Annotated in this window: 15 protein-coding genes; 7 read left to right on the top strand and 8 right to left on the bottom strand. The window is 72.8% G+C overall.

All coding sequences use genetic code 11. The features are described from left to right. Positions 1-138 precede the first annotated feature (138 nt). Positions 139-717, bottom strand: a complete 579-nt coding sequence (gene thpR, locus ACFY2B_RS12445; protein ID WP_390763098.1) for an RNA 2',3'-cyclic phosphodiesterase — start codon at positions 715-717, stop codon at positions 139-141. A 44-nt stretch (positions 718-761) separates the two neighbouring features. On the opposite strand from thpR, the gene ACFY2B_RS12450 reads away from it, so the two are divergent. Next, positions 762-1,331, top strand: a complete 570-nt coding sequence (locus ACFY2B_RS12450; protein WP_390763099.1) for a GNAT family N-acetyltransferase — start codon at positions 762-764, stop codon at positions 1,329-1,331. A gap of 175 nt (positions 1,332-1,506) precedes the next feature. Here ACFY2B_RS12450 and ACFY2B_RS12455 read toward each other — a convergent pair whose 3' ends face one another. Both ACFY2B_RS12455 and ACFY2B_RS12460 read right to left on the bottom strand, forming a co-directional pair. Further along, positions 1,507-2,787, bottom strand: coding sequence for an MFS transporter (locus ACFY2B_RS12455; protein ID WP_390763100.1), 1,281 nt, complete (start codon positions 2,785-2,787; stop codon positions 1,507-1,509). Positions 2,788-2,913: 126 nt separating this feature from the next. Beyond that, a complete protein-coding gene (locus ACFY2B_RS12460; protein WP_390763101.1) occupies positions 2,914-3,351 on the bottom strand; it encodes a MarR family winged helix-turn-helix transcriptional regulator in 438 nt (145 codons plus the stop codon). 154 nt (positions 3,352-3,505) lie between these two features. Here ACFY2B_RS12460 and ACFY2B_RS12465 point away from each other — a divergent pair, with 154 nt between their 5' ends. Continuing rightward, on the top strand, positions 3,506-3,688 hold the full coding sequence (locus tag ACFY2B_RS12465; protein WP_390763102.1) for a ribbon-helix-helix protein, CopG family: 183 nt from the start codon (positions 3,506-3,508) through the stop codon (positions 3,686-3,688). 82 nt (positions 3,689-3,770) lie between these two features. On the opposite strand, the gene ACFY2B_RS12470 is transcribed toward ACFY2B_RS12465, so the two are convergent. Continuing rightward, the gene (locus tag ACFY2B_RS12470; protein ID WP_390763103.1) at positions 3,771-5,222 is read right to left on the bottom strand and encodes an NCS2 family permease; all 1,452 of its coding nucleotides are present in this window, start codon (positions 5,220-5,222) and stop codon (positions 3,771-3,773) included. A gap of 181 nt (positions 5,223-5,403) precedes the next feature. Between ACFY2B_RS12470 and ACFY2B_RS12475 the strand changes: the two genes are divergently transcribed. Continuing rightward, entirely contained in the window at positions 5,404-5,688 is a 285-nt protein-coding gene (locus ACFY2B_RS12475) for a DUF2530 domain-containing protein (RefSeq protein WP_390763104.1), read from the top strand. A 164-nt stretch (positions 5,689-5,852) separates the two neighbouring features. Here ACFY2B_RS12475 and ACFY2B_RS12480 read toward each other — a convergent pair whose 3' ends face one another. Further along, positions 5,853-6,833, bottom strand: a complete 981-nt coding sequence (locus tag ACFY2B_RS12480) for a helix-turn-helix transcriptional regulator (RefSeq protein ID WP_390763105.1) — start codon at positions 6,831-6,833, stop codon at positions 5,853-5,855. 100 nt (positions 6,834-6,933) lie between these two features. On the opposite strand from ACFY2B_RS12480, the gene ACFY2B_RS12485 reads away from it, so the two are divergent. After that, a complete protein-coding gene (locus ACFY2B_RS12485) occupies positions 6,934-7,479 on the top strand; it encodes a DinB family protein (RefSeq protein ID WP_390763106.1) in 546 nt (181 codons plus the stop codon). A gap of 339 nt (positions 7,480-7,818) precedes the next feature. Next, on the top strand, positions 7,819-10,215 hold the full coding sequence (locus tag ACFY2B_RS12490) for a cation-translocating P-type ATPase (protein ID WP_390763107.1): 2,397 nt from the start codon (positions 7,819-7,821) through the stop codon (positions 10,213-10,215). A 191-nt stretch (positions 10,216-10,406) separates the two neighbouring features. Here the strand turns inward: ACFY2B_RS12490 and ACFY2B_RS12495 are convergent, their stop codons facing one another. From ACFY2B_RS12495 to ACFY2B_RS12505, 3 genes are all read right to left on the bottom strand, one after another. Next, positions 10,407-11,336: a hypothetical protein gene (locus ACFY2B_RS12495; RefSeq protein ID WP_390763108.1), complete on the bottom strand. Its 930-nt coding sequence runs from the start codon at positions 11,334-11,336 to the stop codon at positions 10,407-10,409. Positions 11,337-11,663: 327 nt separating this feature from the next. Next, the gene (locus ACFY2B_RS12500; RefSeq protein WP_390763109.1) at positions 11,664-14,861 is read right to left on the bottom strand and encodes a sacsin N-terminal ATP-binding-like domain-containing protein; all 3,198 of its coding nucleotides are present in this window, start codon (positions 14,859-14,861) and stop codon (positions 11,664-11,666) included. A 472-nt stretch (positions 14,862-15,333) separates the two neighbouring features. Then, positions 15,334-16,260, bottom strand: a complete 927-nt coding sequence (locus ACFY2B_RS12505) for a DUF3027 domain-containing protein (RefSeq protein WP_390763110.1) — start codon at positions 16,258-16,260, stop codon at positions 15,334-15,336. Between the two features lie 468 nt (positions 16,261-16,728). Between ACFY2B_RS12505 and ACFY2B_RS12510 the strand changes: the two genes are divergently transcribed. Together ACFY2B_RS12510 and ACFY2B_RS12515 are read left to right on the top strand one after the other, a co-directional pair. Beyond that, entirely contained in the window at positions 16,729-18,060 is a 1,332-nt protein-coding gene (locus ACFY2B_RS12510; RefSeq protein WP_390763282.1) for an MFS transporter, read from the top strand. An 89-nt stretch (positions 18,061-18,149) separates the two neighbouring features. Next, positions 18,150-18,620 (top strand): DUF2771 domain-containing protein, encoded by a 471-nt coding sequence (locus ACFY2B_RS12515; protein ID WP_390763111.1) that lies wholly within the window; start codon positions 18,150-18,152, stop codon positions 18,618-18,620. The last annotated feature ends 2 nt before the right edge of the window (positions 18,621-18,622 follow it).

An 18,622-nucleotide genomic window follows, 5' to 3' on the forward strand; every position in this document is an offset into this window, starting at 1 on the left:
GGCCGCGTCGTGGCGACGGGCCGCGTCGTGGCGGCGGGCTACCTGCCGAGGGCCGCCGCCAGCGCCACCACCACGAATATCAGCACGAGCGCACCGGCCATGATCCGGTTCCGGGTTTTCGGGTCCACGCGGTCGAGGTTAACCGGCCCCGCCGAGCGCCCAGCGGGCGACCGTCTCGTAGCGGGGCTGTTCGCCAGGGACGCCGGACCTCGGCAGGTTGCTGCGGACCAGGACGAGGTCGGCCACCGTCCAGGTGCGGCTCGTGAAGGCGGCGAGCGACTCCAGGTACGACTGGACGTCCACATCCGCCCGGTCCCGGGCGCGGGCCAGCGTCAGATGGGCCCGGTAGCGCCGGTGCTCCGCCATCGGCACGCCCGCCCTGCGCGCCGCCGCCTCCGCCCGCTCGGCCAGCAGCCGCAGCGCCGCCAGGTCGCCCCGTACCCCGGTCCACAGGGCCCGCCCGCCGCCGAACTGCCCGCCGCCCGAGAGGGCGAGCGGAAAGGGGGCCCCACGGCGGGCCGCGCGGGCCAGGCGGGCCGAGAGGTCCGGTACGAGCGTGTCGTCGACCTCGCCGTAGAAGGCGAGGGTGAGGTGCCAGCCGGGCCGGCCGGTCCAGCGCAGCGCGTCCGCGCCGGGCAGCCCGCGCAACCCGTCGGCCGCAGCGGCCAGTTCACCGGCGACGTCCTGAGGGGGCAGCACGGCGGCGAAGAGTCTCATGGCCTCACCCTCCCAGACGGGTGGGCCGGGGCATCATGGCGGCCATGGAGCAGAGCGAGAAGATCACGATCAGGGCCGGAAAGCCCGCCGACGTCCCGTTGATCCTCGGCATGTTCGACAGCGGCGTGGCCTGGCTGGCCGCCCGGGGCCGCACCGCGCAGTGGGGGCGGACCCCTTGGTCGGCGGACCCCCGGTCGGTGGCGTTGGTCGAGCGGTACGTCACCGAGGGCGCTCCGTTCATCGCCGAGTACGAGGGGGTCCCGGCGGCCACGCTCACCCTCACCGACGCGCCCGGACCGTATGTCCGGCCCGCGGACGAACCCGAGCGCTACATCCACCTCCTGGCCTCCGACCGCCGTTTCCAGGGCCTCGGCGTCGGGTCCGCCCTGCTGGCGCACGCGGCGGCGGAGACCCGCAGCGGCGGGGTGTCACTGCTCCGGGTGGACTGCTACGCGGGCGGCGACCGCAAGCTGGTCGCCTACTACGAGCGCAACGGCTTCACGCCGACCGAGTCCTTCACGGTCGGCCGGGACGCCTGGCCGGGGCAGACCGAGGCGGCCTGGCCGGGGCAGGTGCTGGCCCGCAGGGTGGGAACGGCGGGCGGCGAGGCATGAACCCGCAGCACATCAGCGGCGGACGGCAGGCAGGGTCCGGAGGACCTGAGCGGCGGACGGCAGGCAGGGTCCGGAGGACCTGAGCGGCGGACGGCAGGCAGGGCCGGAGGTCCTGAGCGGCCATGAGCCGGCCGGGCCGGGGCGGGCCCCGGCCCGGCTCGTCCCGGGCGGGGGATCAGGCCGCCGGTGACAGCTCCGGCTCGGCCTCCGGCTCGGGCCGGACGAACCGCACGTGCGGGTGGCCGTGGTTCCAGCCCACCGACAGGCGCAGCCCGCCCATGCGGACCAGGACCAGTCCGATGGCGGCGGCCGACAGCGTCGAGACGACACCGCCGAAGAGGAAGCCGATCCGCGGGCCGTAGGCGTCGGTGATCCAGCCGACGATCGGGGCGCCCAGCGGCGTACCGCCCATGAAGACCATCATGAACAGGGCCATCACCCGGCCGCGCATCGCCGGATCGGTGGCCATCTGGACCGAGGTGTTCGCGGTGACGTTGATGGTCATGCCGAAGATCCCGATCGGGACCATGAGCAGCGCGAACAGCCAGTACGACGGGGCGAGCGCGGCCACCGTCTCCAGGACGCCGAAGGCCACCGCGGCGGCGATCAGCAGCCGCAGCCGGGCGGTGCCCCGGCGGGCGGCGAGCAGCGCGCCGGCCACCGAGCCGACCGCCATCAGCGTGTTGAGGAGGCTGTAGCCGCCGGCGCCGGCGTGGAAGACGTCGTCCGCGTAGGCCGAGAGCCAGACCGGGAAGTTGAAGCCGAAGGTGCCGATGAAGCCGACCAGGACGATCGGCCAGATCAGCTCGGGGCGGCCGGCGACATGCCGCAGGCCCTCCCGCAGCTGGCCCTTGCCCCGCGGGGTCCGCCGGCCGACGTGCAGTTCACGGCCGCGCATCAGCAGCAGCCCGGCGACGGGGGCGACGAAGGACAGGCCGTTGAAGAGGAACGCCCAGCCGGTGCCGACACCGGTGATGAGGACGCCCGCGACGGCGGGGCCGACCAGCCGGGCCGACTGGAAGTTCGCGGAGTTCAGGCTGACCGCGTTCTGCAACTGGTCCGGGCCGACCATCTCGGAGACGAAGGACTGCCGGGCCGGGTTGTCGACGACCGTGGCGAGGCCGGTGGCGAAGGCGGCCACGTAGACCTGCCACACCTGCACGTGACCGGAGAGGGTCAGCACGGCGAGGGCGAGACCGGCGAGGCCCATCCAGGTCTGGGTGACGAGGAGGACGGGCCGCTTGGGCAGGCGGTCGACGAGGACGCCGCCGTAGAGACCGAACAGCAGCATCGGCAGGAACTGGAGGGCCGTGGTGACGCCGACGGCGGTGGAGGAGCCGGTGATGCTGAGCACCAGCCAGTCCTGGGCGATGCGCTGCATCCAGGTGCCGGTGTTGGATATGACCTGGCCGGCGAAGAAGAAGCGATAGTTCCTGACTCTGAGTGAGCTGAACATCGAGGACCGGCGGGCGGTGCCGCCGGCGGTGGAAGTGATAGGTGCGGGGGCGGAAGCTGCTCCGGGTCCCGAACTCAAAGGTGTCCCCTCCTTGCGACGAGCGATGCGCTGGTGCGCGGCACGTGGTTACAGGTTTGCGAGCTTCTCCAGTACGGGGGCGGCTGCGCGGACTTTCGCCCACTCGTCCTCGTCGAGGCCGTCGGCCAGTCCGGCCAGGAAGGCGTTGCGCTTGCGGCGGCTTTCCTCCAACATCACCTCGGCCTGCTCGGTCCTGGTGACGACCTTCTGGCGCCGGTCCTCGGGATGCGGCTCCAGCCGGACCAGTCCCTTGGCTTCCAGCAGGGCCACGATGCGGGTCATCGAGGGCGGCTGGACGTGCTCCTTGCGGGCGAGTTCACCCGGGGTCGCCTTGCCGCAGGTGGACAGGGTGCCGAGCACCGACATCTCGGTGGGGCTCAGCGACTCGTCGACCCGCTGGTGCTTGAGCCGACGGGACAGCCGCATCACGGCGGAGCGGAGAGAGTTCACGGCGGCAACGTCGTCGCCATGGGTGAGGTCCGGCATGTTCTTTAGAGTAACTCATTACCCTGACTAAAGACCACCGCCCGCGCACAGGATGCCCGTGACTCCGGCCACTCATTCCAGACATCACTCATATGGGTGATGTGGATGCGGAACGTGACACCCCGCGCGCACGGCTGCCGCGACCCTCGACTGCATGGGGACCAGCGTGCTCAGCCTGCGGATAGACCACGACCTGCTGGAACGGCTCCGTCACCACGCCGCCAGGAGGGGAATGAGCGTCCAGGACTATGTGATCGGGACGCTCATCCGGGACGACTTCGACGAGCGGTTCCAGACCGCCGTCGAGGAGACGGAGAAGTTCTACGGGGTCACCTGAGCCCGGACCGCGCCCGAGACGGGACCGCCCGACACCGGGCCGCCCGAGCCGGGACCGCGTGCGGCGGCCGGCTCAGCTCAGGTCAGGTCAGGCCGAGCGCCGGCATCAGGTAGGAGAAGGCGAAGACCACCGAGACGACGTACATCGGTACGGGGATCTCCCGGCCGCGGCCGGCCGCGAGGCGCAGCACCACGAAGGTGAGGAAGCCCATGCCGATGCCGTTGGTGATCGAGTACGTGAACGGCATCATCAGCATGGTGACGAAGGCCGGGATCGCGATGGTGTGATCGGCCCAGTCGATCTCCTTGACCGAGCCCGACAGGATGAGGAAGCCGACCGCGAGCAGCGCGGGCGTGGCCGCCTGGGACGGCACCATCGTGGCGACCGGCGTCAGGAACAGGGCGAGCGCGAACAGCACGCCGGTGACGACGTTGGCGAAGCCGGTGCGCGCCCCCTCGCCGACCCCCGCCGTGGACTCGACGAAGCAGGTGGTGGCCGAGGAGGAGCTGGCCCCGCCGACGGCCACGGCGATGCCGTCCACGAAGAGGACCTTGTTGATGCCGGGCAGCTGGCCCTGGGCGTCGGTCAGCTTGGCCTCGTCGCCGACGCCCATGATCGTGCCCATGGCGTCGAAGAAGCAGGACAGCAGGACGGTGAAGACGAAGAGGACGCCCGTCAGGACGCCGACCTTGCCGAACCCGCCGAACAGGCTGACCTTGCCGAGCAGCCCGAAGTCCGGGGTGGAGACCGGGTTGCCCGGCCACTTCGGGGTGGTCAGGCCCCAGGAGGGCACCTTGGCGACGGCGTTGATGATCAGCGCGAGCACGGTCATCGAGACGATGGAGATGAGGATCGCGCCGGACACCTTGCGCACGATCAGCGCCAGGGTGAGCAGCGAGCCGAGCACGAAGACCAGGACCGGCCAGCCGTTGAGGTGCCCGTCCCCGCCGAGCTGGAGCGGGACGGTGGTCTGCGCGACGTCCGGGATGCGGCTGACGAAGCCGGAGTCGATGAGCCCGATCAGCATGATGAACAGGCCGATGCCGATGGAGATGGCCTTGCGCAGGCCGTAGGGCACGGCGTTCATCACGCGTTCGCGCAGGCCGGTGGCGACGAGCAGCATGACGACGAAACCGGCGAGGACGACCATGCCCATGGCGTCCGGCCAGGACATCCGGGGCGCGAGCTGGAGCGCGACGACGGAGTTCACGCCGAGGCCGGCGGCGAGGGCGATCGGCACGTTGCCGATCACGCCCATCAGCAGGGTGGTGAACGCGGCGGTCACCGCGGTCGCCGTCACCAGCTGGCCGTGATCGAGGTGATGCCCGTACATGTCCTTCGCGCTGCCGAGGATGATCGGGTTCAGCACGATGATGTACGCCATGGCGAAGAACGTGGCGAAGCCGCCCCGGACCTCGCGCGCCAGGCTGCTGCCGCGCTCGGAGATCTTGAAGTACCGGTCGAGGGCGCCGAAGACCGGCGCCCCGCCCGGCTGTTCCGGGGCCGGGACCTTGGCAGCTGCCGAGGTGGACATACGAGACCTCATCACCAACGGACTCCCCCCACCGCGTTGGAGTTTCCTACGAAAAGAAACGGCCAGAGACAAACGGGTTCAGTATGAACGTATGAGGTTCTAGATCGCTATCTTCGCGCGTAGAGTCGTGTGGTGACAGGCCACGGCGGACTGCCCCGCGGGCTGCTCGTAAGCTGTGCGCATGGCCGCTCTCGATTCGGGAACCCCCAAGCACGAGGCACCGGAGCCCCTGGAAGGCCCCGTGGTCGCCACCATCACCGGCGGCACGATCATCTGGTTCGTCCTCTTCCTCGTCCAGCTCCCCTTCTACGGCTGGTTCGCCGACCATGGCCACACCTGGTGGCTGTGGACCTGTCTGACCGGCGGCGGCCTCGGCCTGATCGGCGTCTGGTACGTCCGCAGGCGGGACGCGGCGATCAAGCGGGCGACGGGACAGCAGACGGCGCAGGCGGCCCCCACGGAGTGATCCAGGGGGCGACCCCACGGACGGTTCGCGATGTCCATCCCCGAGGGCCGACCCCGCGAACCGGCCCGACCGACGCGGCCCCGGAGTCCCGCCCCCGGACACCAGCCGCTCAGTGGGTCGCGGGCAGCCAGGCCCCTGCCCCGTACCGCCGTGCCGAGGCCGGATCAGCCCTGCGGTTGACCGTCGGCCCGCACCGCCCGGTCGAACCGGGCCGCCCAGTCGCGGAGCCGGTCGACCAGTTCGGCCGGTTCGAGCACGCGGAACTCGGCGCCGAGAGCGCCCAGGGCCAGGGCCGGCCAGTCCAGCGAATCGGCGGCCATGCGGACCCGGCAGTGTTCGGCGTCCACCTCCTCGACCGTGCCCCACCGCCCGATCCGTTCCCGTACGGTCGCGGCCGGGGCGTACACCAGGGCCGCCACCCGGTACGGGCGCGGCAGGTTGCCGATCCCGGCGCGGACGAACTCCGCGGCGTCGGCGGCGGGCAGGGTGCGCGGGCGGAACGGAGCGCCGGTGCCCTCCGGCCCCGTGAGCCGGTCGACCCGGAAGGTGCGCCAGTCCTGCCGGGTGAGGTCGTACGCGACCAGATACCAGCGGCGCTCCAGGCAGACCAGCCGGTGCGGCTCGACGTGCCGGTCGGTGCGGCGGCCGTCGGCGGCGGTGTGGACGAAGCGCAGCTGTTCGCTGTCCCGGCAGGTCAGCGCGAGTGTGGTGAGCACGCCCGGGTCGACACCCGTCGGGGCCGGGGTGCCCCAGCCGGCGGGTACGGTCATCGCGCGCAGCGCCTCGACCCGGCGGCGCAGCCGGGTGGGCATCACCTGCACCACCTTGGCCAGCACCCGGACCGAGGACTCGGCGATGCCCTCCACCGCGCCCTCCGCGGCGGTGTGCAACCCGACGGCCAGGGCGACCGCCTCGTCGTCGTCGATCACCAGGGGCGGCAGCGCCGCGCCCGCGGCGAGCTGGTAGCCGCCGTCGACGCCGCGCTGCGCCTCCACCGGGTAGCCGAGTTCGCGCAGCCGGTCGATGTCCCGGCGCAGCGTGCGGACCGAGACGGCGAGCCGGTCGGCCAGCTCGGCGCCCGGCCAGTAGCGGTGGGTCTGCAAGAGGGACAGCAGTCGCAGCGTCCGGGTGCTGGTGTTCGCCATGCCTCCGATTCTTTCCGGAATTCAGGACAGAAACTGTCCGCTGTGACTCCTACCGTCGTTGTCGACCGAGGAACACGGGACCAACCGAAGGCGGAAGACCATGGCCGAGACCCTGAACCTGAGCGAGTCGGCGAGCCTCACCGGCGAGCGTGCCGACCTGCTGCGGACGCTGAGCAAGCAACGGCACTTCCTGCGCTTCACCACCCGCGACCTCACCGACGAGCAGGCAGGGCGGCGGACCACCGTCAGCGCGCTGTGCCTGGGCGGCCTGATCAAGCACGTCACCGCGGTGGAGCGGAGCTGGGTGGACTTCATCCTGGACGGCCCGTCGGCCATGCCCGACTTCACCGCCATGACCGAGGCCGACTTCGCCGAGCGGGCCGACGAGTTCCGGCTGCTGCCCGGCGAGACGCTGGCCGGCGTGCTGGCCGGGTACGCGGCCGTGGCCGACCGGACCGACGAACTGATCGCCGCCCTGCCCGACCTGGACGCGACCCAGCCGCTGCCGAAGGCCCCGTGGTTCGAGCCCGGCGTCCGCTGGTCGGCCCGCCAGGTGCTGCTGCACCTCGTCGCCGAGACCGCGCAGCACGCCGGGCACGCCGACATCATTCGCGAGTCCCTGGACGGCGCCAAGTCCATGGGCTGAACGGGGAACGCCGCAAGAATCCAGAAGCCAGGTCACGCCCCGGCGGAGCGCACGAAAGGAAGAAGAGGCCCCTTGGCCACGGCCTCGGGCACGCAGCGGGCCTCGGGAGAACCCGCGGGAGAACCCGCGGGAAGAACTCGCGGGAAGTCACGCCCGCTCCCGGGGCCGCCCCGACCGGCTGCCCGCCCGTCAACCGACCGGCGTACCCCGCCGACCGCCCCCCGGGTCCGATCCCCGGCACCGGCCCCTACTACCACCGCACGACCCGGGTCCTCCCCAGGTCGGATCTTCTGGCCACTCGGCGGGTGAAGCCGCAAAACCGCACGTACCGTCGATTGCATGACGCACATCGACGCGGGCGCCGAACTCGACCCGGTGCACCCGGTACCCGTCCCGTCGACCCCCTCGACCGGTCTGACCACCGCCGAAGTCGCCGAGCGGGTCAGCCGTGGCCAGGTCAACGACGTACCGGTCCGCTCCAGTCGTTCCCTCGCCGAGATCGTCCGCGCGAACGTCTTCACCCGCTTCAACGCGATCATCGGCGTCCTGTGGCTGGTCATGCTGTTCGTCGCCCCGATCCAGGACAGCCTCTTCGGCTTCGTGATCCTGGCCAACACCGGCATCGGCATCATCCAGGAGTGGCGCGCCAAGCAGACCCTCGACTCGCTCGCGGTCGTCGGCGAGGCCCGGCCGACCGTCCGCCGCGACGGCGGCGCCGTCGAGATCAGCACCTCCGAGATCGTCCTCGACGACCTCATCGAGATCGGCCCCGGGGACAAGATCGCCGTCGACGGCGTGTGCGCCGAGGCCGACGGCCTTGAGGTCGACGAGTCCCTGCTCACCGGCGAGGCCGACCCCGTCGTCAAACACCCCGGCGACCGGGTCATGTCCGGCAGCTTCGTCGTCGCCGGCGGCGGCGCCTTCGTCGCCACCAAGGTCGGCCGCGAGGCGTACGCCGCCCAGCTCGCCGAGGAAGCCTCCCGCTTCACCCTCGTCCACTCCGAGCTGCGCACCGGCATCTCGACCATCCTCAAGTACGTCACCTGGATGATGGTCCCGGCCGCCGTCGGCCTGGTGATCACCCAGCTGGTCGTCAAGAACAACAACCTGAAGGACGCCGTCGCCCGCACCGTCGGCGGCATCGTCCCGATGGTCCCTGAGGGCCTGGTCCTGCTCACCTCCGTCGCCTTCGCGATCGGCGTGATCCGACTCGGCCGCAAGCAGTGCCTGGTCCAGGAGCTGCCCGCCATCGAGGGCCTCGCCCGCATCGACACCGTCTGCCTCGACAAGACCGGCACGCTCACCGAGGGCGGCATGGACGTCACCGAGCTGCGCCCGCTCGACGGCAGCGACGAGACGTACGTACGCAAGGTGCTCGGCGCGCTCGGCGAATCGGATCCCCGGCCCAACGCCTCCCTCCAGGCGATCATCGACGCCTACCCGGACAGCGAGGACTGGCGCTGCGTGGAGTCGCTGCCCTTCTCCTCCGCCCGCAAGTACAGCGGCGCCACCTTCAGCGAGGGCGGCGGCGAGAGCAGCACCTGGCTGCTCGGCGCCCCGGACGTGCTGCTCACCGACGGCGACCCGGCGCTGGCCGAGACCGAACGGCTCAACGAGCAGGGCCTGAGGGTGCTGCTGCTCACCCGGGCCGTGCGGGACCTGGACGACACCGACGTCGCCAAGGGCGCCCACGCCGCCGCCCTGGTCGTCCTGGAGCAGCGGCTGCGGCCCGACGCCGCCGACACCCTGGGCTACTTCGCCGACCAGAACGTCCGCGCCAAGGTCATCTCCGGCGACAACGCGGTGTCGGTCGGGGCGGTCGCCGCCAAGCTCGGGCTCAGCGGGGCGGCGGTGGACGCGCGCCGGCTGCCCGCCGAGCGGACCGAGATGGCCGACGCGCTCGACCGGGCGACCGTCTTCGGCCGGGTCACCCCGCAGCAGAAGCGGGACATGGTCGGCGCGCTCCAGTACCACGGGCACACGGTGGCGATGACCGGCGACGGCGTGAACGACGTCCTCGCCCTCAAGGACGCCGACATCGGCGTCGCGATGGGCTCCGGCTCCGAGGCCACCCGCGCGGTCGCCCAGATCGTGCTGCTGAACAACAGCTTCGCCACGCTGCCATCGGTGGTCGCCGAGGGCCGCCGGGTCATCGGCAACATCACCCGGGTGGCGACGCTGTTCCTGGTGAAGACCGTCTACTCGGTCCTGCTGGCGCTGCTGGTGGTGTGCTGGCAGGTCGAGTACCCCTTCCTGCCCCGCCACCTGACCCTGCTGTCCACCCTGACCATCGGCGTCCCGGCCTTCTTCCTGGCGCTCGCCCCCAACAACGAACGGGCCCAGCCCCACTTCGTACGGCGGGTGATGCGCTACTCGATCCCCGGCGGGGTGGTGGCCGGTCTCGCGACCTTCGTGACGTACCTGCTCGCCCGGCACTACTACACCGGTCCGGACGCGCTGCCCGCGCAGACCAGCGCGGCGACCCTCACGCTGTTCCTGATCTCGATGTGGGTGCTGGCGATCATCGCCCGCCCCTATACCTGGTGGCGGGTGGCCCTGGTCGCCGCGATGGGCGTGGCCTTCCTCTTCGTCCTGGCGGTGCCCGCGCTGCAGAGTTTCTTCGCGCTGAAGCTGGTCGGGGTCACCATGCCGTGGACGGCGGTGGGCGTCGCGGTGATCGCCTGCGCGGTCCTGGAGTTCCTGTGGCGGTGGGTGGACCGCCGGGCCCGGACCTGACCGCACCACCCGGCCGGGAGGGATCGGAAGGGGACGGGGGCCGGAACGGGCCGGGCCGCGTCCGGCCGATGACACCGACCGGACGCGGCCCGCACCGCCGCTGCTGCTGCTTCACGTCGACTTCTGCTTGAGGTCGACTACTGCTTGAGGTCGACTACTGCTTCAGGTCGACTACTACCTCACGTCGACTACTACCTCACGTCGACGTAGTCACCGGCGGCGCTGACCGCGGCGGTGTTCGTGGTGCCCGCGAAGCTGTAGCGGTAGTAACCGTCGGCGGACGCCGTGACCGTGGTCTTCAGCGTGCCCGTGGAGCTGGTCTTGATGGTCTTCAGCGTGGTGTAGGTGCTGGAGCCCGCCTTGCGGAACTGGAGCTTGACCGGCTGCGCGGCGTAGCCCTGGTAGATGCTCCGGTCCCAGTTGGCCCGGGTCAGCTTGCCGGTGACCGTGAGGGTCCGGCCCTTCTTGACCGGCTCGGGCGAGGCGTCGGCCGTCAGCATGGCGTTGTGCAGGACCTGCGTGCTGGCGAGGTTGCCCTGGTCCGCGTAGCCGACCTTGCTGATGTCGAAGGTGCTGGAGCCCGGGTTCTGGCCGTTGTACGCGATGGCCAGCGCCGCGCCCTTCCAGGTGCCCGCCTCCGTGTTCGCCAGGTCGCCCTCGCCGGGGTACACGTCGATCTTGCCGGTGCAGGCGGCGGTGGTGGCGGAGGTCACCTTGCACGTGGCGGGGTTGTCGCCGGACAGCATGTTGGTCGGCGTGTCGAACGAGCCGCGGTAGATGTAGGGGCCGGTGACGAAGTCGGTGGCCGTGATGTCGACGTCCGCGCCGTGGGTCATCGTGTAGGAGGCCGTGAAGACGACGTGGCCGCCGATACCGAACTTGACCGACTTCGCGACCTTGAAGTTGGAGAAGGAGGCGTTCAAGGCGTACGGAGCGTCGGCGGCGGTCGCGGCGGCGCGGAACGCGGTCTTGCCGGGGGTCGCCGAGTGCGCGGCCCGGAGGACAGCCGCGGTGTCCGCCTTGTACGACGAGTCGGCCGTGGCGGCGTGCGCGCCCGGCATGGCGAACGCGGAGAGGGCCAGGGCGCCGGAGACGGCGGCCACGGTGGCACGAATACGCATGTGTGTTTCCCCAGTGGAGAAAAGGGCCCGGCGCCGGTGGTTCCGCACGGTCCGACGTCGGCGCTGGGCCGCAGTGACGGTGGAGTCTGTTGACTCCACGTCGTGAGATCAACGGGCGGGGCGAAGGGTTGTAGGGGGCTATAAAGATTTTGTGAGCGCCTTACCCGTACGTCGTTACCCGTACGGCCTGCCCGTGCGCCTTGCCTCGCTCCTCACCCGTACGCCTCGCCGCGCCCCTTACCCGTGCCCCTTAGCCGTGCCCCTTGCCCCGCGCCCTGCGCGCGCCCTGCCCGTGCGCCTGACCCGGCGGCTCGGGCGGCGGCGCCCTCAGTCGAACCAGCGGTCCCGGGCCAGTTCCTCCGTACGGGACGGGTCCTCCAGCAGCGCCGCCACCTCGAAGCGGCGCGGCCACTGCCCGGCCGCCCAGGCGAGACCCGCGGCCACGCCCTCCAGGGTGGCGGCGTGCAGCACGCCGTCGGCGGTGAGGCGCCAGTCGATCCCGACGCCGTCCACGACGAGTTCGTCGTGCTCGACGTAGGTGTCCGGGGTGCGCGGGCCGAGCAGCACCCGCACCGGGTCCGGCACCTCGCGCCCGGTGCCCGCCGAGTCCACCTGCCCGGTGACGGACTCGCTCAGCCGCCGCACCTGGAAGAGGTCGGCCAGCTCCACGGCCCGGGCCGGCCGCACCGGCAGCAGCGGGACGCCGGAGGTGAAGGGCAGCAGGTCGGGCGAGTCGACGACCACGGCGTCGGCCGCGTCCACCACCTCGACCCGGCCGTCGACGACCGCCCGCAGCTCGTCCGGCAGGGTCACCTGCTCCGGGTCCAGCTCGGCCAGCGCGCTGTACAGGCCGTGCAGTTGGGCCGGGGTGACGGTCCGCTCCGGGTCGGCGAGCCGGTCCAGCAGCTCGGCCGCGCCGCCGGGCTCGTCGAGCAGCGCCGCGACGGAGGTCCGCACACCCAGCGCCCGCAGCACCTGCTCGTCCTCGAAGCCGGTCGCGTCGGCCTCGTCGTACAGCCCGCGCAGCAGCGGGTCGCCGCCCGCCGCGAGCAGCCCGGCGGGCCGCCGGCCGGCCAGCACCGGGTGTCCGCGCAGCCACCAGGCCGTGTAGGGCCGTACGACCTCGTGGGTGCCGTCCGGCAGCAGGATCCGCACCGGCTGGATGAGCGCGTCGCGCAGCGGCGGGCGGGCGAGCAGGGCGAGGGCCTCGGGCCACTGGTCGTCGTCGACGAGGTCGAGGTCGCGCACGGCGACCAGTTCGGTGGCGACCGGGGGGACCGGGGTGTCCGGGAAGCGGTCGAGGATGTCCTCGCACCACACGTCCACGGCGTCCAGCAGGCCCGCGTCGTCCGGTTCGGCGAAGTCGCCTTCGCGGGGCTCCAGCTCGTCCGGGTCGAGGACCACGTCCGTGGCCCGCACCAGCGCGAAGTCGGCCAGTACGCCGCAGGCGGCCAGCGGCTGCTCGCCCCACTTCTCGGCCAGTTCGGCGTCCACGGCGGCCAGTTCGTCCTCGCGGACGACCTGGGCGAACGGGCTGCCGGGCAGCACCAGTTCACCGGCCGGGGCGAGTTCGCCGTCCTCGTCGGGCAGCGCCAGGGCGCCCAGCCAGGGCTCGTCGCCCGGTTCCAGGCCCGCGTCCCGGACCAGGGCGAGGACGGTGTCCGCCAGTTCCTCGGCGTCGAGCGCGTCCTCCTCCCAGCCGAGGCCGCCCCCGTCGTCCAGGGAGGCGGCGACCGCGGCCCGCACCTGGGGCGTGGTCAGCACGGCGCGCGGGGTCGCGGGCAGCGCGCCGAGCTTCTCCAGGATCGGATGCGCGGCGTCCGGATGGGCGACCTTCAGGCCGAGCCGGGCCAGCGTGCCCGGGTCGATGCGGGCGGCGTCCGGGGTGGGCAGCAGCACCTGGCGGGGGCCGATGGTGGTCCGTCCGCCCCCGGGGCCCTGGGAGGCGTCCCCGGCGAGCGGTACGGGCAGCCCGGACAGCCGGTCCGGGTCCACCCCGGCCAGGCTGTCGTAGAGCCGCCGCCACCAGTCGGGCTCCTTCTCCAGACCGGCCAGCCGGTCGACGGCCTCGGCGAGCGGGAGCCGGGCGACGCCCAGCGTGCGCAGTTCGACGCGGCGTTCGAGGCCGGCGGGCAGCAGGGTCGGCAGCACCTCGGCCAGCACCCGTACGGTGTCGGCGCCCGCGCCCTCGACGACCTCGGCGTCCCGGGGGCGCAGCGCCTCGGACAGCGCCTCCGGCAGTTCCTCGGGCAACTCCGAGTCCTGCTCGGCGGACGGTACGGCAGGCGGTACGGCGGGCGGCAGGAACGGCGTGCGCGGCAGCCGGTCGAGGATCGCCTGCCGCAGCGTGCCGTCGAGTTCGCCCTTGCCCAGCGGTCCGGGCACCAGGTCGATGATGCCCTCGGTCACCGGCCGCCAGCCGGCCAGGAGTTCGGCGTACGCGTCCGCCGCGCGCTCGGCCAGGAAGTCGGTGAGCGGGCCCGGGGCGGCGTGCCGGCGGGTGGGGTCCAGCGGGAACGAGGCGATGAGCAGGGCGGGCACGCCGAGCGGTTCGTCGCTGGGGGTGGGCGCGTGCACGACGGGCGCGGTGCGCGGCCGGACCGGCCGCTGGTCCTCGTCCACGGGGACGGCCCAGGTCACCGACCAGTGCGGGCGCAGCCGTTCCTCCACCGGGCGGTCGGCGAGCAGGTCGGGGGTGAGCGGGCCGTGCGCCTCGGTGGTACGCCAGCGGGTCGTGCCCCCGCGGGAGTCCTCCACGACGGTGAAGGCGCCCTCGCCGCGGCGGCGCAGGGTGCGCACGGTGTCCGTCTCGACGACGACCTCCGCCAGTCCTGGCAGGGCGAGCAGCAGGGCGTCGTCGACGGCGTCCAGGAGGCGTTCGGCGAGATCGGTGGCGGCGGCGTCGCGCAGCGGCAGGATCACGACCGTGTCGTACGGGTCGGGGGCGGTGCCCTCCGCGGTGAACGGCAGGCGCAGCAGGGGCACGTGGCCGTCGCGGCGGCGGATCTCGTCGCCGAGGCCGGGGCTGCGCGCGGCGGTGTCGGCGGCCAGTTCGCGGGCCTCGGCGAGGGACCAGCGGACGCCGCCGTGGCGGCCCACGACGGCGGGTTCGTCGGTGACGGCGAGCACGGCGGCGAAGCCGACGCCGAAGCGGCCTACGGTGCCGTGGGCGGCGTCTTCGGCGGCGTCGGCGTCGCGTTTCGCGGAGGCGCGGAGGGTGGCGAGGGATTCGACGCCGGGCGCGTCCAGCGGGGCGCCGGTGTTGGCGGCGAACAGGACGCCGTCGCGGAGGGTGAGCCGGAGCCGGCCGGGCACCTGGGCGCGGGCCGCGGCGTCGGCGGCGTTCTGGGCGAGTTCGATGACGAGCCGGTCGCGGTAGCCGCCGAGGACGAGGTCTTCCTCCGCGTTGGCGTCCTCGCGGAAGCGGGCGGGGCTGGTGGCCCAGGCGTCGAGTACACCGCGGCGCAGACGAGCCGTGCCGAAGGGATCGGCGCCCTCGGCCGCGGGCCGCACGAACTTGCTCACGTTCACTCTCCATCGTCGGCGTGACGACGAAGGTACCGCCTGCCGGGTGCGGCCGCGCCATCTGTCCGGCGGCGGCTCATCGCCCGGCCACCGGGCCGCCGCCGTCGGCACACCGCCCGGCCGACGGCCCACCGCCGTCGGCCGGCGCCGGGGAGCGCCCGGTCGCCGGGCCGTCCTTGGACTTCGCTACCGCGGTACTCCGTGCGCCCTGCCGGGTCCCGGTCGAGGACCGGATCGCGGACCGTAGGAGCGGCGAAGAACCGCTCCCCCTCGGCGAGCTGCTCTCCCGCGGCGAACCCCTCCCCTCGGCGTCCGCGCGGGCCGGGCGCCCCGGCCGGCGTCCACCGGCCTCCCGCCCTGCCCCGGCCCTCACCCGGCGTACCGAGGCACCGCTCACGGCGGGCACCGGCCGCCACGCCGGTCAGGCGAACGGGGGAATCGTCACCCTCCCGAACCGGGCCGGGAACGACCGCTAGGAATGACCGAGTTCCGCCGTGTCCTCGTCGGAGACCGCCGGGACCGAACCCGAGTCCGGGGACGGGCGCAGCGGGAAGACGTCGACCCGCGTCTCGTCGATCACCGGGGCCGGCGGCTGGGGCGGCTTCGGCATGACCGCCGCCTCCGAGTGGCCGCCGCAGCCGTACGTGAGGGCGACGATCCGGCCGTCCGCCGGGGAGAACTCGTTCGCGCACAGGCCGAACGCCTGGCCCAGGGAGCCGCCGATCGGGACCAGGAAGCCACAGGTGACGCAGGCCGCGGGCGCCGCCTGGGCCATGGGGGTCTGCGGGCCGAACGCCTCCTCCCAGCGGTCGGCGGCGACATGCAGGCCGTAGCGGGACAGGACCCGGGCGCGGCGCATGCCCAGTTCCTCGGCGACCGCCGCGATGGAGCCCCGGCTGGGCACCGTCGGGAGGGTCGCCGGGGCGCCCGCGGTGACCTCGGCGTCCTCCGCCTCCGCCAGTTCCGCCAGTTCGTGCGACACGGCGGAGTCCGCCGGCGGCTGGTCCTCGCCGGTGTAGCCGGGCTCCAGGCGCGGGTCCTCGGCCTCGGTCGGCAGGAGGTCACCGGGGCCCAGGTCGCCGGGGCGCAGGCGCTCGCTCCACGGCACCCACTCGGGGGCGAGCAGCGCGTCCGGGCCGGGCAGCAGGACCGCCTCGTCGAGCGTGACCACCTTGGCCCGGGAGGCGCGGGCCACCGTCACCGCCCAGCGCCAGCCGCGGTAGCCCAGCTCCTTGCACTCGAAGAAGTGCGTGACAACACGATCGCCCTCGGATACCAGTCCGGAGTGCTCGCCGACCACGCCGGGCGCGGCCGCCTCCTCGGCGGCGGCACGGGCGAGGTCGACGGCCTCGGCGCACAGGCGGTCGGGGGTGCGGCTTCGCGTTGTCGCTGCGCTCACAGGTATCGCTTCTCTCCTACGCCGTCTCATGGATGCGCTGCCGGAAGGCGGTGGAGCGGACGGAGCGGACCTGTGGGCCGCATCGACGTCCGCGTCCGATCGCGCTCGGACGCACCTCTGCCATCCATTCTGCGGGATGGCTGAGATACGCACGCTACCTGTTCGCGTGCCTTCGGCCTACACCGACGGCCGCTTCCCGGCCCCGCCATGCCGTTTCCGGCCCGTCGGCCAGGGCCGCGAACCGCGAGAAACCCCCGAGGAGCCCCCGGGGAATCCCGGCGGGCCCCGGCCGCGCGCGCCGTCCGGACGGCGCGCCGACTGTGACGTCACCGACTCGCTAGGCCGACCACTGCTCTGGAAACGCGTTCTCGGGGCACTATGAACGTCGTGGCAGCCGCGAGGTCGTCCCAGAGCACCGTCCGCACCGGCGGGGTCAAGGGGAGCAGGCGAGGTGGCGGTGCGGGCCGGATGGGCGGTGCCGCTCGCGCGGTCGGCCATGCCCTGCACGGCCCGGCCCGCTCCATCCGGAAGGCCACGAACGCGAACGGCGCCGGCGAGTCCGGGCTCGGCAAACTGATCGAGCTGCACGCCGTCAACGGCGCCGGTGACGTGATGATCACCGTGGCGCTCGCCTCCACGGTGTTCTTCTCGGTGCCGACGGACGAGGCCCGCGGCCGGGTCGCGCTGTACCTCGCGATCACCATGGCCCCCTTCACCGTCCTGGCACCGGTGATCGGCCCGCTCCTGGACCGGCTGCCGCACGGCCGCCGCGCCGCGATGGCCGCCGCGATGCTGGCCCGCGCCCTGCTGGCGCTGATCATCGCCGGGGCGGTGGCGACCGGCGGCCTGGAGCTGTACCCGGCCGCGCTCGGGGTGCTCGTGGCGTCGAAGGCGTACGGCGTCATCCGCAGCGCCGTCGTGCCCCGGCTGCTGCCGCCCCGCTTCTCCCTGGTGAAGGCGAACTCGCGGGTCACCCTCGCCGGGCTGCTGGCCACCGGGGTGGCCGCGCCGATCGGCGCGGGACTGCACGCCATCGGCGACCCCTGGCCGCTGTACGGCGCCTTCGTGATCTTCGTGGCGGGTACGGTCCTGTCGTTCTCCCTGCCGCGGAAGGTGGACTCCGCCAGGGGCGAGGACACCGCGCTGCTCGCCGCGGACGAGGAGCATCTGCGGGGCCCGCGGCGCTCCCGGGCGAAGCGTCCGGGGCTGCGCACGGTCGGCCGGGCGGTCACCCACGCGCTGGGCGCGAACGCCGCCCTGCGCTGCCTCTCCGGCTTCCTGATCTTCTTCCTCGCCTTCCTGCTGCGCGAGCATCCGCTGACCGGCGAGAGCGCGGCGGTGTCGCTCGGGATAGTCGGCGTGGCGGCCGGTGCGGGCAACGCGCTCGGCACGGCGGTCGGGGCCTGGCTGCGGAACCGGGCGCCGGAGATCATCATCGTGACCGTGGTCGCGGTGGCGCTCGGCACGGTGGTCGTCGCGGCGGTCTTCTTCGGCGCGTTCCTGGTGGCCTGCCTGGCCGCGGTCGCCGGGTTCGCCCAGGCGCTGGCCAAGCTGTCCCTGGACGCGCTGATCCAGCGGGACGTGCCGGAGCCGGTGCGCACCTCGGCGTTCGCGCGCTCGGAGACGCTGTTGCAGGTGGCCTGGGTGTTCGGCGGCGCCATCGGCATCGTGATGCCGCTCAACGGCACCCTCGGCCTGGCGGTGGCCGCGGTCCTGGTGGCCGCGGGCTGGCTGGCCACGCTGCGGGGTCTGCTCGACTCGGCCCGGCACGGCGGAGCGCCCCGGCCGCGAGTGGCGTAACGACGTGGCGTAACGAAGTGGGCGTAACGAACCGGGCACGCCGCACCCCACGTGGAAAGTCGGCCGAGGACGCCCGATAGCCTTCGGCCATGACCATGCAATCCGCTCCGCGACGCCGCCGCGCCGTCGCCGCCGCCGGCGCCGTCTGCGCCGGACTGCTCGTCCTCACGGCGTGTGAGAAGCCGACCCCGATCGCCACGATCACCGTCGGCACCAACTCGGTCAACTCCGAAGCCACCTGCTACAACGACGGTAAGGCTCTGGACCAGAACACCCTCACCAAGTGCCTCCAGGCCAAGGACATCAAGTCCATCACCGTGGACCCGGACGACACCGTCCGCTTCGGCGTCGACCCGAAGATCGCGGACAACAAGTGGACGATCCTGATGAACGGCCAGCCGCTCACCGACGCCAGCGCGAAGACGTACCGCACCGTCCCCGGCAGTGTCTTCTTCAACGCTCAGTACGGCGCGCAGGGCAACTCGACCCTGGTGTCGATCAAGGAGGGCGACAAGGACGTCACCGGGCTGTGGAACTTCAAGCTGAAGAAGGCCTCCTGACC

Origin of the sequence: Streptomyces sp. NPDC001270, from assembly GCF_042896695.1 — a bacterium.
Taxonomy (GTDB): domain Bacteria; phylum Actinomycetota; class Actinomycetes; order Streptomycetales; family Streptomycetaceae; genus Streptomyces.